The sequence below is a fragment of the Paenibacillus sp. T2-29 genome (assembly GCF_052921365.1).
Map to the genome: position 1 here is coordinate 773,440 of NZ_JBREVE010000001.1, position 13,209 is coordinate 786,648.

The window sequence follows — 13,209 nt, forward strand, 5'->3', positions numbered from 1 at the left end:
CATCCCGTTTCCGGGCGTCGCCGCTGTGGCCGAAGACCAATCCTATGAATTACATATTTGCTTGTGCTGTTTTACGTTGTTTCTCCGCACGCTCGCGCTCACCTTTGTTCAGGATCTTTTTACGCAAACGAATGGATTTAGGAGTGATTTCACAATACTCATCATCATTCAGGTATTCAAGCGCCTGCTCCAGAGAGAAGATAACAGGTGTTTTCAATTTAACCGTATCATCTTTTGTTGCGGAGCGAACGTTTGTCAATTGTTTTTCCTTACAGATGTTAACGACAATGTCGTTATCACGTGTGTGCTCACCAACGATCATACCCTCATAAATTTCAGTCCCTGGCTCCAAGAACAAAATACCGCGATCTTCTACGCCCAGCATACCATAAAATGTCGAGGTGCCGTTTTCCGTGGACACGAGTACACCTTGATGGCGCCCACCCACTTGACCGCCAACAAATGGTCCATAGCTGTCAAATGCATGGTTCATTACACCGTAGCCACGAGTCAAAGTCAGGAAGTTTGTAGTGTAACCGATCAAACCACGTGCAGGGATCAGGAATTCCAAACGAACCTGTCCAGTACCGTTATTAATCATGTTGACCATTTCGGCTTTACGGGAGCCCAGACTTTCCATCACTGCGCCCATGCTTTCTTCCGGAATATCGATGAGAAGACGTTCGATTGGCTCCATTTTTTTACCGTCAATTTCCTTAACGATAACTTCTGGTTTGGACACTTGCAGTTCGTAACCTTCACGACGCATGTTTTCAATCAGGATTCCCAAATGCAATTCACCACGTCCAGATACAATAAAGGCATCCGGGCTATCCGTTTCATCAACACGCAAGCTGACATCTGTTTCGAGTTCTTTCAGAAGACGCTCACGCAATTTACGGGATGTTACCCACTTACCATCGCGACCTGCGAATGGACTGTTGTTAACCAAGAAGGTCATTTGCAGTGTAGGCTCATCAATTTTCAGTACAGGCAATGCTTCAGGATGATTTGGATCGGCAATGGTTTCACCAATGTTGATGTCCTTAATCCCCGCAATCGCCACAATGTCACCCGCGCCTGCTTGATCGGTTTCAATTCGTTTCAGTCCTTGGAAGCCGAACAACTTCTCAATACGCGCTGATTTACTGCTGCCATCACGCTGGATAACTGTGACCGCTTGTCCCTGCTTGATGATACCGCGGTTCACCCGACCTACTGCAATTCGGCCCAGGTATTCGTTATAGTCCATCAGTGTTACGAGGAATTGAAGAGGCTCATCTACTTTCTCAGTTGGAGCTGGAATATGCTCTACCACTGTTTCATACAATGCTTGCATGTTGTCATCTTGCTTTTCAGCATCCATGCTGGAAGTTCCGTTCAGTGCTGAAGCGTACACAACAGGGAATTCTAATTGCTCATCATTTGCACCCAGCTCGATGAACAGATCCAGTACTTCGTCAATGACTTCTGCCGGACGAGCTGCCGGACGGTCAATTTTATTTACTACAACGATAGGCGTCAAATTTTGTTCCAGCGCTTTACGCAGTACGAATTTCGTTTGCGGCATGCAGCCTTCGTAAGCATCAACGACCAGCAAAACGCCGTCAACCATTTTCATAATCCGTTCCACTTCACCACCAAAGTCGGCGTGTCCCGGTGTATCTACAATGTTAATCAGGTAATCTTTGTAAGTGATAGCTGTATTTTTAGCCAAAATCGTAATACCGCGTTCACGTTCCAGATCGTTGGAGTCCATGGCGCGCTCCTGAACAGCCTCGTGTTCTCTAAATGTTCCGGACTGTTGAAGCAACTTATCGACAAGTGTCGTTTTTCCGTGGTCGACGTGGGCAATAATCGCAATATTGCGAATGTTCTCTCTTGCATGCATGGTTTGTATCCATATCCTTTCCGTATATCAAAATAGTGTCTCTATCCTGAAGCAATGCTCATTCAAGGCTAACAATCGTTCTTTAGGCCCACTCCCTGCCAGCCTTCTATATGTTTCAGGCTTTATACAGACAGCTTCTCTCTCCGATTCGCGTGAAAACCTTAAAATAAGCGTCAGAAATCATTCCGACGCTCTTTTCATATCCATTATATTATAGTAGAAATATGTCATAAAGCAAGACATTATTGCCCGTTCCGTAATTTACCGCCATGAAATCTGCACAGCTTGTCGGTTTACCAGTTGCGTTTGCTACGGTTGTTTATGACCAACCAGATTCCAGCTCCGATCAGTAAAACGGCAATAATATACATGATGCCTGTACTTAGCAAGGTAATAATCAATAATAGCACCGATATCAAGCCTAATAGTACGCTCCCTGTATATACATTACGAGAAAGCGAAATATCATTAATGGCATACTCCCATAATCCAATCGCCACACCTAGAAGAAACAAAGGCCATAAGTAGCCCATTAAATGCCATCCCCAAGTATTGCAGAGAAAAAAGAGGAAGCCATATACCGACAAAATCCCTGCCGGCAGCAACATAAAGGGTGATACTTTACGCATCATATACATTGCATGTAGCACGATTCCAGGTATTAAAATCAGCAAGGGCCAAAGGTTGCGTCCCAAGAAGGAGAACATCCCCAATTTCCCCAACAAAATAATCAGTCCTACGGCAACAATGCCTACTCCGATCATACGCTCTTTTCCGGAATTCATCGTGGTCTCCTTTGTTTGCTGGATTTGTTTTTGAGTCATTAAATGTAGTTGTTTTCAAGTACACTTTTATGAATATAGAATTTTTACAAAAACCGAGCTGAATCCTCGGCATCTGCAAAACCCTATGTCTAGTTTAGCCGATGTTTTCCAAAAAAACCACGTTCAAATATGACGGGGCCGTAGCTGCCGATATATTCCTGCAATGACAACTGCTGCTGCCAACAAGACCGGTAACCATGCATGTATAACCTCACCCAAGTCTGCTAACCATATGCCCAATTTGGGATCACGCAGTAGCATTTCTCCCGCCGTAAAGGCCAGGATGGCAGATCCCAGCAGAACAAGGATCGGGAACCGATGAAGCCAGATTGCTATCACGTTGCTGCCCCAGACGACAATCGGAATACTAATTGCAATACCAATGACTATAATAGCAATGTCCCCATTGGCTAGAGCTGCAATAGCTAATACGTTATCTAGACTCATCACAAAGTCTGCTAATAGTATCACTTGTATTGCCTTCCATATGGTTGTTTCCGCTCTTACTCCCACATGATCATCATTCTCATACAGCAGCTTAAACGCAATCCATAACAGAAGTAAACCGCCCGCCGCCTGAATAAAGGGTATGCCTAGCAAAATGACAGCTACAAAAGTCAACACACAGCGCAGCAGGACCGCGCCGACAGCCCCCCACCATATCGCTTGACTTCGCTGCCTTGCAGGCAAGTTTTTGCTCGCCATGGCTATAACAACTGCATTATCACCGCTTAGCACCAAATTAATCATTAATATTTTCAATAGCAAAATGACATGCTCCATATGTACAAACACCCCCATCCTACATGTATGCAAAATTGGACGAGGCTATGCTTGCAAGCTTTTCGAATAAGTCATAATTTAGTAATAACTAATGGCAATTTGATTGAGTATAAACCTTGAATTCAATAACAAACAGCAATATAATGAATCGTATTTCCGAAAAACGGGTATTAACATAAACAACATGCAATGTTTTGAGGATGTTTAATCAGGGAGATGAGAACGATTGACATGTCCGTATTTCAGTTCTTTTGGCTACTTCTTAATGTGATATTTATTGACCTTCTGCTCGCAGGAGATAATGCGATTGTAATTGGGCTTGCCGCCAGAAAGCTGCCTCCTGCAACGCAAAAAAAAGCGATACTATACGGCACCGGGGGTGCCCTGCTCATCCGCATAGCAGCCACTATTGTAGTCCTCTGGTTACTTCAAGTACCGTGGTTGTTACTCATCGGGGGTGTGATGCTAGTCTGGATCGCGTATAAGTTGCTCGTGGACCAAGAGGATCATGCCGAAGTTAAAGCAGGAACAACTCTATGGGGGGCTATCCGCACCATTATTGTCGCCGATGCAGCAATGGGTCTGGACAACGTTATTGCTGTTGCTGGCGCGGCCCAGCAGCATTTGCTACTTGTAGTGCTGGGCCTGTTAATCAGTGTGCCGATCGTTGTATGGGGAAGCACTCTTTTTATCAAGCTGATCAATAAATTCCCCTGGATTATCTATTTAGGATCGGCGGTGCTTGGTTATACGGCCTCTAATATGATCACTGAAGAACGTAAGCTGGCACCATACTTTACGGAGCATCCGGCGCTGCGTATCTTGTTTATTGCCACCGTTATGGCTGGCATTTTGCTCACAGGATATCTTCAAAATCGCAGAGCAGTATCCCGTCGAGAAAAAGCTGTCTAAAAGAGGTTTCAAAAGGACCCCACCCAAATAAAAAGGCAGACCCCAACATTGTTGCGGGTCTGCCTTTTTTATTAAAACCAATCTTCCTGTATAACTTCCTCTTTACGCCCCTCTACAGCTCCGTCTGCCTCAAGGACAACCGTCTCCGTTGTAGCTACAGCCTGATCGATCAAAGCATTCAAATCCCGAATAGAGGCTTCAATCTTCTGAACTACCCACAAATTCGGATTGGTCGTGGGAGATTTGGGAACAAACAATGTACAGCAATCCTCATACGGGAGAATGGATAAATCGTAGGTGCCAATTTGCTTAGCGATTTCTGTAATCTCCTGCTTATCCATCATAACGAGAGGTCGCAGCAAGGGAAGTTCCGTCGAACGACCAATCACATTCATGCTGGATAGCGTTTGACTAGCAACTTGGCCCAGACTGTCGCCCGTCACGAGTGCCAATGCTCCTTCACGCTCTGCCAGCATCGTTGCAATTCGCAGCATAGACCGTCTCATTAGCGTAATAATTAAATTATCCTGCCCAGTGCGTGTAAAGGCCGTCTGCACTTCTGTAAACGGTACAAGGTGGATTTTGATTCGGCCCGCGTAGCCTGCTAATACTTTTGCCAAATCAATAACCTTTTCTTTCGCACGCTCACTTGTAAATGGATAGCTATAAAAATGTACACATTCAATTTCCAAGCCTCTACGCATGGATGACCATCCTGCTACCGGACTGTCAATTCCACCGGACAGCAGCAGCATAGCTTTGCCGTTGGTTCCTAACGGAAAGCCCCCTACAGCCATAATAACATCACTAAAAATATATGCCGCCTGCTCTCTTACCTCCACACGTAGCTCAATATCAGGTTGACGCACGTCGACCTTCAATGCCTGAAACGTCCGCAAAATAGGAGAACCAATTAAATGATTCAACTCTTGTGAAGAATGGGGGAATTCCTTCCATACCCTGCGGGCATTTACCTTGAATGTCGTTCCCTCGTCTACGTTCAGCTCATGCATTAAAGCTACAGCCGTCTCAATGATAGCATCCAGCTCAACAGGAGCCATTTTAACAGGACTAATCGTCGTGATGCCAAACACCTTTTGCAACACTTGAATGATCTGTTCATAAGGCTCTCCTCCGAGAACTACATAAATCCGTCCAAATTCCTTGCGCAACGAAGCACCTGGAAAAGGCTTAAGCAGCAGCTTTACGTGTTTCAGTACAGCCTTCTCAAAACGAGCGCGATTCTTCCCTTTTAATGTAAATTCGCCGAAGCGAAGTAAAAGCATATCATAGTGCATTTTAACGTTTCCACCTTTCAAGGGATTCCAGCTTGGCCACAGCCTCTCGAAGCGCAAGTATGAGCTCGTCGATATCCTGTTCCGTATGTTCATCACCAAAGCTGATACGTATGCCGCCGGCTGCTTCTGCCTCATTGCGGCCCATCGCCAACAGTACCCGGCTAGGCTCGGCTAATTTTGAAGAGCAAGCCGATTTGGTGGACACTGCCACACCCAATTGCTCCAGCGTATGCAGCAGTACCTCGGCCTTCATGCCCGGATACGAAAAGTGGACAATATGCGGCGCTTCTTTCCCACTGTTCAGCCGCAGTTGTGGGATTGTTTTCACTTCTGCGGCCACCCGTTCTCTCCACTCGATCATGCGCCGTGCAGTCTCTGCTTGTCGTTCGCCCGCCAGCCGTACTGCCTTGGACATACCGACAAGCAGTGGTACATTTTCGGTACCCGCACGAACCCCTTGCTCCTGAGAGCCACCACTAAGCAATGGGAAAAGCTCTACGCCTTCCCGAACGAATAGCAATCCAGCACCTTTGGGTCCACGCAGCTTATGCGCCGAAAGGCTGTACAGATCAGCCTGCCAGCCCCGGAGATCAACCGGCAACTTGCCAAATCCCTGTACACCGTCAATATGAAATAGAACACGGGGGAAGCGCTTTTTCAGCGCAACTCCGATATCTCGCAACGGTTGCACCCTTCCTGTCTCATTATTGACATGCATGATACTGACTAAAATCGTATCTTTACGAACAGCTGCGCAAACCTGTTCGGCACTAACATGACCTTTCTCATCCACAGGTAAAAAAGTAACTTCAAAACCCAAATTTGTCAGCTGTTTGCAAGCTTCGTACACAGACGGGTGCTCTGTCGACACAGTCACGATATGCTTGCCTCTGGTCTGATAGTGCAAAGCCGCCCCCTTAACGGCAAGATTGTTGCTTTCCGTTGCCCCGGATGTGAAGACAATCTCCGCAGGAGATACTCCCAAAGCTGCAGCGCATACTTCGCGCGAGCGCTTGATCAACTTATCCGCATCCTCTCCATACCGATGCATGGAAGACGGATTGCCATAATGTCGTCTCATTACCTCGGCAACGGTTGTAATCACCTCTTCAAAAGGCGGAGTTGTCGCGGCATAATCAAAATATTTCATTAAACTCCCCTTTCTGCCCCACAACTGTTACAACAAAAAAAGACCAAAACAGAGAAAGGCCGCTTCATTACAGCGACACCCTTTCCCCATATTGATCCTGTCTGCGGACCTAATCGAATTGAAATTACGCACTTTTATGCTATAAGCTATAGGGCTTAGATGGTATATTTTTCACGTGCATTCTGAATTTTGGTAATATATCTTTGCGTTTCTACCGGAAGCTTGTCCAGTACAGACATCAACTGCTCATCACTACTTACTCCAAGCCGCTGCACCCGTCCGGGACCTGCATTGTATGCAGCCAGCGCCATATTTTCCTGTCCGTTAAAACGTTTAATCTGGTAAGACAAATAGCGTACGCCAGCATCAATATTTTGTGCAGGATCATAGGGGTCACTAACTCCCAAACCTTGAGCTGTAGCGTCCATCAACTGCATAAGTCCTTTGGCTCCAGCCGAAGAAGTAACCGATGGATTAAATGAAGATTCCGTATCAATAACTGCTTTAATCAAAGCTACCGGGACGCCGTATTTCTGACTTGCCTCATTAATCAAACTATCATACGCTGTAGCTTTTGTAGGTCCATCCGTTGCCGTATTGGAAGAAGCAGGATAGACTGCCAATGACGAAGTCGTTCCCCTCGATGGTCCCAGTTGAAGCCAGAGCAAACCGTTTTCATCTCTGGTAACATCGCCTGAATTTTCTCGAGTGACAGCATTATCTGTTTCCAGCTGACCTACTTGTTCCAGCAATCCAGAAAAAGCATCCGCTGTACCCGTCTGGGTCGTAGCACTCATATTATTTAACAGCTGCATGTCTAACATGGATTTGGACACGCGCGGATCAATTTGCATGTGGTGTTCCCAACTTTCTATAGTTGTTATATCCCAAATAGCTTGTCGTTATTGCTATGATACAACTTTTTACTATGTACTTCCATACTTTTTAATGAAAAAAAGCTCCGTTTCTGTCGAAAAGACAGCGGAGCTAAGATACCGGAACCTTTAACCAACAGGGTTAGCGCACAAATGGGATAAAAGCAAAATAACTCAATGTTGCTAGTGCGCCAAGACCAATCGACCAAATACCGGTTGTTTTACTGCCATTTACATAAGCAAAAAATCCTAAAACTGCTGCAATGGGTCCCAGCACAATAGACCACATAAACAATGATGCGATACCTGCAGCCAGCCCAATATAGCCGGAAATACGACCACTATTGTTAATAACCTGCTCTTCACCCTTGTTCTCATGTCTGGTCACAACTGGTGAGCCAGGAGCAACCTCTGCTGCATATTCCTCACGATGATGGCGGCGCTTGGCAGAGCGTTCCTGAACATGACGAGGATAATCTACACGTTCACGGCTAACATGCTCTTCATTCTTATGCTTATCGTTTTCATGATCTTCCATAATAACTGCACCTCCAAATGGAAATGAATCGTGTTATACATTTACAGAGACTTCGGCTTAAAGGTGTGGCAACAGGTTGCGGCAGACGTTGCAGCCTTATCACGTTCATCTGAACTAAAGCTTTCCCCCGCATATTCTTCTTTAAATTTTTTCCCGGCATGACCATCTACTTCAATCATGATCAAATCTGCCTTGCAAAAGTTGTTTTCTCCCCAATAATGGCAATTGGCTACGCTGCACTTTACGATTGGCTTGGCCTCTTGGCTCATGATCATCACCTCGGATTCATTGTCCCCCCGCTCCCCTGCACCTATGCGTTCATGGCATATGGCAGTTGGTGACATACGAAAAAAGCCGCTTCCCTTCGCCTCCTCCAAACTGGCAGGAAACAAGTAGAAAACGGCTTGCTTGTCTTGTTTTAGTTTTTGATTAGAAATGAATTTCTTGGATTGAATGCTTTAGGCATGAGTACGACGAGTCTGCATCCGGCGCTGTGTCAAATAATCACTTTCATAATAAGTCAGATCATCACGCAATTCTTCAAAGTTTTTCGTAATGTCCATGATCACTTCGCGGGCGGCTGGCACTGGCGTTTTACGGAAGCGGATAGCATCTTGTCCCGTATAAGCATAGCGTCCGTCCTCTGCGTAAGTTTCATTTTTGGGATAAAAAAAGCTGTTCACGCAGTCATGGTATACGTTATACAATGCCTTTTCCGCAAAATCGACGTCAAAGTTGGCACGGCGCAAAGCCACACCCAGCTTTTCATAGGATACTTCGGAAAAAACAAGGACATGGCGGAGATCCGACAAAAAACCTTTGTAAAAAAGTACGGACTCCTCATTACCATCCACAGCCAGTTGCGGCAGAGCATGCTCATTGAGGAATGTTTCCACACGTTTCACGGCAGTTTTCAGTCTTTCCTGCGCCGACTCACATAATTTTTGTACGTTGACTGCTGACATCAAGGCAGCTCCCCCTTATTTGTTGCTTGTTCATCAATTTGGTTACCCGAAAATAGTCCCTTCTAACCGAAAGAGCTGTAATTTTCAGTATTTATCCTACCACAAATAAGCATTGAAAGGTATAAAAACATGCCAATCTCCTCACGCTAAACCATAAATTTATGAATACTCAAGGAGGACGGTTTCATGTCTCGGCCAAAATGGTTAAAACCCCTGCTCGGAGCAGCTGCCGGGGTGCTTCTGATCACACTGATGCTACCTTCACGCGATCACCGCCAAACACCACAGCCCGAATATACGACCAAGATGGTACCACAGCAGGAGAAGCAGCTTAAAAAAGGAATGTTGGCTTTGGACCTGTCCGCTACGGATACCCTCACACGGATGGACGCAAGACAAGATATTCAATACGTATTGCGGGAGCTGAATGGTAAAACTGCCAATCAGAAAAGACAGTTCACCCACACATTGCAGCAATCACACAGTCATCTTCATACGCTCCAGTGGATTCACATTAGGGACGGAAAGACTAACACCTACACAGGCAACAAAGCACAGACAAGTCTGCTGAACCACCCTCAAATTCAAAGCAGCTTGGCTGCGGCTCGTCGTTCCGTCATGCAAAATAAATCCTATGAATCGGCTGCTTTTCAAGTTGAGGGCGGTAAATATTTCATCATGGCTGAACCATCGGCTGATGGAACATGCGGCGTTGCTGCCCTGGTCAGTCAGCAAGTATTGCGTGACGTGGAGAAGCATCAGCGCAAAAATTTGCGTTTAATTCCCTATCCAAAAGAAGGTAGCTACAAAATCGAATCCGTACATCCCGACACATTGCACGATATCACGGTCAAAACGGGTCACGACAACGAAAATGCAAGCCATTATTTTGAAAACGAAATTGTCGTTCGCTTCCGTCACAATCCTGATTCACGACAATTGAAGGAAATTGCAGCAGATTTGCACTGTGAACCAGGCCGTAAGCTTGGTTATACTTATGTATTTCATTCGGATAAAATGAACTTTAAAGAGCTAAAGCAATACTTTTCACAAAAGTGGAACCCGCTTTATGCTGAGCCTCACTATATGTATCTGACCAATGAGAAAGCACCTATCAATGCCGACAGCTCTATTCCTAATGATCTGCTCTTTTCTCGCTATCAATGGAACCTGCCTGCTACCGAAACCAACAGAGGCTGGAAACTAAGCAAAGGCAGCAAAGATGTAATTGTCGCGGTTGTAGATACAGGAGTAGATTTGGATCACCCTGATCTAAAAGGCCAAATTCTTTCTGGGCATAACGTGGTAAACCCGTCTGAAAAGCCTTATGATGACGTCGGTCACGGAACGCATGTCGCCGGCATCATTTCTGCGCTCGTTAATAATGGTGAGGGAGTCGCCGGTATGACGTGGTACAACAAGGTCATGCCGATCAAGGTACTTGACCAATCTGGCTCCGGTACAACTTACTCGGTTGCAGAAGGTATTATATGGGCAGCTGATCACGGGGCCAAGGTCATCAATTTGAGTCTCGGCAACTATGCACAAGCTTCATTTTTACATGATGCGATCAAATATGCCTATGACAAAGATGTTGTATTAGTTGCAGCCACAGGCAATGATAATACGGAGCGACCCGGTTATCCAGCAGCGTACCCTGAAGTATTTGCCGTTTCCGCTACAGATTCTTCTATGCACCGCGCATCCTTTTCTAACTACGGCGATTATGTGGACGTCATGGCTCCAGGTGCAAGTATTGCCAGTACGTATCCTGGGAATCAATATGCTGCACTATCGGGTACTTCGATGGCCAGTCCACATGTATCAGCGTTAGCTGCCCTGATTCGATCCGTTAACCCTGATCTAACCAATAAAGAGGTAATGGATTTAATGAGAGACAGCGTAATTGATTTGGGCACACCAGGGCATGACAAATATTTTGGGTATGGTCAAATCGACGTGTATAAAGCATTGAAAGCAGCACAACGTCCCTATGTTCCCCTGCAATTCTATCCACAGCATTTCAGTGACAAGTTGAAATCCATATTAAAGAAACTGGAAGCATAGGATACCCCTTTTGGAAAAAGCAGCCATGTTGCTCCATGGCTGCTTTTTTAGGTTTTCTTAACGCTTGGAACTGGTACGGACAGGTCGCTTTCCATGACTGCGAGTATGACAGCATGGGTCACCAGGATCCTTGACAACCACCGGAAATACGTGGTGGGGCACAGGTATAACATGCGCCTGATTGATGATCTCAATCGGATGAACAACAGGTACCACCTGTGGGTAAAATTGATGATTTACAAATTGGATCGGCGGGCACACGACCGGGTCGTAATGACAATGACTCATAATGTGCAACTCCTTTCGGTGAATTAGTACAGCATATTAAGGAGGCATATGCTGTGCTTGGATGTTTAACCCCTAATACAATTATCCCTTATAAAATAGGCTTTCGTTCCACAATGACCGAATGATCAAGAATATCGCCCAACAAATTACATAGCTTGCGCAGACCTGATTTAAGTGTTTCCTTGTCCGTATACGAAAAAGAAATACGGATATGATTACTATCCATACCACCTGCATAGCACACCGCACCAGGCAAAAAGGAAATGCCTTCACGGTCAGCTACCCGCTCCAATTCTGGAATATCCACCATAGAGGGAAGTTTAATCCATACATTGAGACCACCTTCAGGAGCATACCAGGTAACCTCTGGTGGAGCATAGCGCTGGAGTGTATTCAATGCGACAGTTAGACGATCTCGAATTTGTTCTCGCAATGAAACAAAATGCTGGTCAAGTCGGTTCCTGAGAAAAGGTAGCAGTGTTTTTTGCGTTAATAGAGGACTTCCCAAATCCGTAGTTGACTTGGCAGCCACCAAACGATCCATTACACTCCCAGTTCCCGCTACACAAGCTATGCGGCAACCAGGAGCAACGGTTTTGCTGAAACTTTTGATATAGACAACATGCCCGGACTGATCATGCGCTTTGATAGAGAGTGGGGGTTTAGTTTTGTAATACAGATCGGAAAATGGATCATCCTCAACAATGAGACAGTGATAACTTTGAGCCAGATCCAGTAATTGCGTGCGTCTGGCCATCGTCAAAGTTACGCCGGTAGGATTATGAAAGGTAGGTATGGTATAGATCAATTTTGGGGGATGGGTATCACAGAGACGTGTCAAAATATCAATCCGCATACCCTCCTCGTCCATCGGAATCATAATTACTTTGGCACCACGACTAGTGAACACATCAATGGCGCCAGTATAGGTAGGAGCTTCCATGTAGACCACATCTCCCGGGCCAACAAACGTACGCGCCACCAGGTCAATCCCCTGTTGAGCTCCGCTGGTCACAAGCAGTTGCTCTGCCACTATAGGTATACCGCGTTCACTCAAGTGGTCTGCGAACACTTCTCTTAGTTCTAAATCACCTTCAAAAGTTCCATATGCAGCCATTACATCGGAATTTTCAGAGGATAAACGATGAGTATCTGCGATGATTTCGCGCGTGGGAAGAAGCTCCGGCTGTATTGCCGCTATATGAAAAGAATAGGTAGCCTTTCGGCTATGATTAAAGTTTCTCCATAACTGTGCACGCGGCAAATAATCGATCAACGACATCTGCCAAGACAAATCTTGCGTCCCCTCAGGATAAATCGGTACTGAAGCTTCCGCCACATAGCAACCTTTTCCCTGAGTACACGTAACCAGATTCATGGACTCCAGCTCGGCATACGCCTTGCTTACAGTTACAGGACTCACCGCAAGCAGACTGGACAGATGACGGATAGAGGGAAGCTTGGTACCCTGAGGTAGTAGCCCTGACTGAATGCGATCCGCTAATGTTTTGGTAATCTGTAAATATAACTTGACACTGCTGTTGCGGCTGAGATCAATATGCATCGGAACCCTTCCCTCCAAAAATCAACTGTTACATTTAGACGTTTACTGTTATAC

General features: G+C 45.7%; 13 protein-coding genes. 2 read left to right on the top strand and 11 right to left on the bottom strand.

Going from position 1 to position 13,209, the window contains the following annotated elements; all coding sequences use genetic code 11:
• Positions 1-49: 49 nt before the first annotated feature.
• The 3 genes from typA to ACU1JV_RS03895 form a co-directional block, all read right to left on the bottom strand.
• Complete coding sequence (gene typA, locus ACU1JV_RS03885; RefSeq protein WP_013372111.1) at positions 50-1,891, bottom strand: translational GTPase TypA; 1,842 nt, start codon at positions 1,889-1,891, stop codon at positions 50-52.
• A 293-nt stretch (positions 1,892-2,184) separates the two neighbouring features.
• A complete protein-coding gene (locus ACU1JV_RS03890; RefSeq protein WP_013372112.1) occupies positions 2,185-2,676 on the bottom strand; it encodes a hypothetical protein in 492 nt (163 codons plus the stop codon).
• A 162-nt stretch (positions 2,677-2,838) separates the two neighbouring features.
• Positions 2,839-3,498, bottom strand: coding sequence for a TerC family protein (locus ACU1JV_RS03895; RefSeq protein ID WP_016324552.1), 660 nt, complete (start codon positions 3,496-3,498; stop codon positions 2,839-2,841).
• 216 nt (positions 3,499-3,714) lie between these two features.
• On the opposite strand from ACU1JV_RS03895, the gene ACU1JV_RS03900 reads away from it, so the two are divergent.
• Entirely contained in the window at positions 3,715-4,410 is a 696-nt protein-coding gene (locus ACU1JV_RS03900; protein WP_165079590.1) for a TerC family protein, read from the top strand.
• Between the two features lie 71 nt (positions 4,411-4,481).
• Here ACU1JV_RS03900 and thiI read toward each other — a convergent pair whose 3' ends face one another.
• From thiI to ACU1JV_RS03930, 6 genes are all read right to left on the bottom strand, one after another.
• Positions 4,482-5,708: a tRNA uracil 4-sulfurtransferase ThiI gene (gene thiI, locus ACU1JV_RS03905; RefSeq protein ID WP_165079589.1), complete on the bottom strand. Its 1,227-nt coding sequence runs from the start codon at positions 5,706-5,708 to the stop codon at positions 4,482-4,484.
• Between the two features lies 1 nt (position 5,709).
• Entirely contained in the window at positions 5,710-6,858 is a 1,149-nt protein-coding gene (locus ACU1JV_RS03910) for a cysteine desulfurase family protein (protein ID WP_165079588.1), read from the bottom strand.
• 155 nt (positions 6,859-7,013) lie between these two features.
• Entirely contained in the window at positions 7,014-7,712 is a 699-nt protein-coding gene (locus ACU1JV_RS03915; RefSeq protein WP_040103319.1) for a lytic transglycosylase domain-containing protein, read from the bottom strand.
• Positions 7,713-7,875: 163 nt separating this feature from the next.
• Positions 7,876-8,271, bottom strand: coding sequence for a hypothetical protein (locus ACU1JV_RS03920; RefSeq protein WP_025677688.1), 396 nt, complete (start codon positions 8,269-8,271; stop codon positions 7,876-7,878).
• A gap of 41 nt (positions 8,272-8,312) precedes the next feature.
• A complete protein-coding gene (locus ACU1JV_RS03925; RefSeq protein WP_013372120.1) occupies positions 8,313-8,540 on the bottom strand; it encodes a DUF1540 domain-containing protein in 228 nt (75 codons plus the stop codon).
• 189 nt (positions 8,541-8,729) lie between these two features.
• Positions 8,730-9,236 (bottom strand): YpuI family protein, encoded by a 507-nt coding sequence (locus tag ACU1JV_RS03930; RefSeq protein ID WP_025677687.1) that lies wholly within the window; start codon positions 9,234-9,236, stop codon positions 8,730-8,732.
• A gap of 186 nt (positions 9,237-9,422) precedes the next feature.
• Between ACU1JV_RS03930 and ACU1JV_RS03935 the strand changes: the two genes are divergently transcribed.
• Complete coding sequence (locus ACU1JV_RS03935) at positions 9,423-11,303, top strand: S8 family peptidase (protein ID WP_165079587.1); 1,881 nt, start codon at positions 9,423-9,425, stop codon at positions 11,301-11,303.
• Between the two features lie 57 nt (positions 11,304-11,360).
• On the opposite strand, the gene ACU1JV_RS03940 is transcribed toward ACU1JV_RS03935, so the two are convergent.
• Positions 11,361-11,591 carry a hypothetical protein gene (locus ACU1JV_RS03940; protein ID WP_013372124.1) on the bottom strand — a complete coding sequence of 77 codons (231 nt, stop codon included), beginning with the start codon at positions 11,589-11,591 and terminating at the stop codon, positions 11,361-11,363.
• Positions 11,592-11,679: 88 nt separating this feature from the next.
• Positions 11,680-13,155: a MocR-like pyridoxine biosynthesis transcription factor PdxR gene (pdxR, locus tag ACU1JV_RS03945; RefSeq protein ID WP_413986679.1), complete on the bottom strand. Its 1,476-nt coding sequence runs from the start codon at positions 13,153-13,155 to the stop codon at positions 11,680-11,682.
• Positions 13,156-13,209 lie beyond the last annotated feature (54 nt).

Coding starts and splice junctions, on each gene's coding strand:
- ACU1JV_RS03910 (WP_165079588.1), bottom strand. CDS start 6,858: ATGAAATATTTTGATTATGCCGCGACAACTCCGCCTTTTGAAGAGGTG.
- ACU1JV_RS03915 (WP_040103319.1), bottom strand. CDS start 7,712: ATGCAAATTGATCCGCGCGTGTCCAAATCCATGTTAGACATGCAGCTG.
- ACU1JV_RS03890 (WP_013372112.1), bottom strand. CDS start 2,676: ATGAATTCCGGAAAAGAGCGTATGATCGGAGTAGGCATTGTTGCCGTA.
- typA (WP_013372111.1), bottom strand. CDS start 1,891: ATGCATGCAAGAGAGAACATTCGCAATATTGCGATTATTGCCCACGTC.
- ACU1JV_RS03900 (WP_165079590.1), top strand. CDS start 3,715: ATGAGAACGATTGACATGTCCGTATTTCAGTTCTTTTGGCTACTTCTT.
- ACU1JV_RS03925 (WP_013372120.1), bottom strand. CDS start 8,540: ATGAGCCAAGAGGCCAAGCCAATCGTAAAGTGCAGCGTAGCCAATTGC.
- ACU1JV_RS03940 (WP_013372124.1), bottom strand. CDS start 11,591: ATGAGTCATTGTCATTACGACCCGGTCGTGTGCCCGCCGATCCAATTT.
- ACU1JV_RS03935 (WP_165079587.1), top strand. CDS start 9,423: ATGTCTCGGCCAAAATGGTTAAAACCCCTGCTCGGAGCAGCTGCCGGG.
- ACU1JV_RS03930 (WP_025677687.1), bottom strand. CDS start 9,236: ATGTCAGCAGTCAACGTACAAAAATTATGTGAGTCGGCGCAGGAAAGA.
- ACU1JV_RS03920 (WP_025677688.1), bottom strand. CDS start 8,271: ATGGAAGATCATGAAAACGATAAGCATAAGAATGAAGAGCATGTTAGC.
- thiI (WP_165079589.1), bottom strand. CDS start 5,708: ATGCACTATGATATGCTTTTACTTCGCTTCGGCGAATTTACATTAAAA.
- ACU1JV_RS03895 (WP_016324552.1), bottom strand. CDS start 3,498: ATGGAGCATGTCATTTTGCTATTGAAAATATTAATGATTAATTTGGTG.
- pdxR (WP_413986679.1), bottom strand. CDS start 13,155: ATGCATATTGATCTCAGCCGCAACAGCAGTGTCAAGTTATATTTACAG.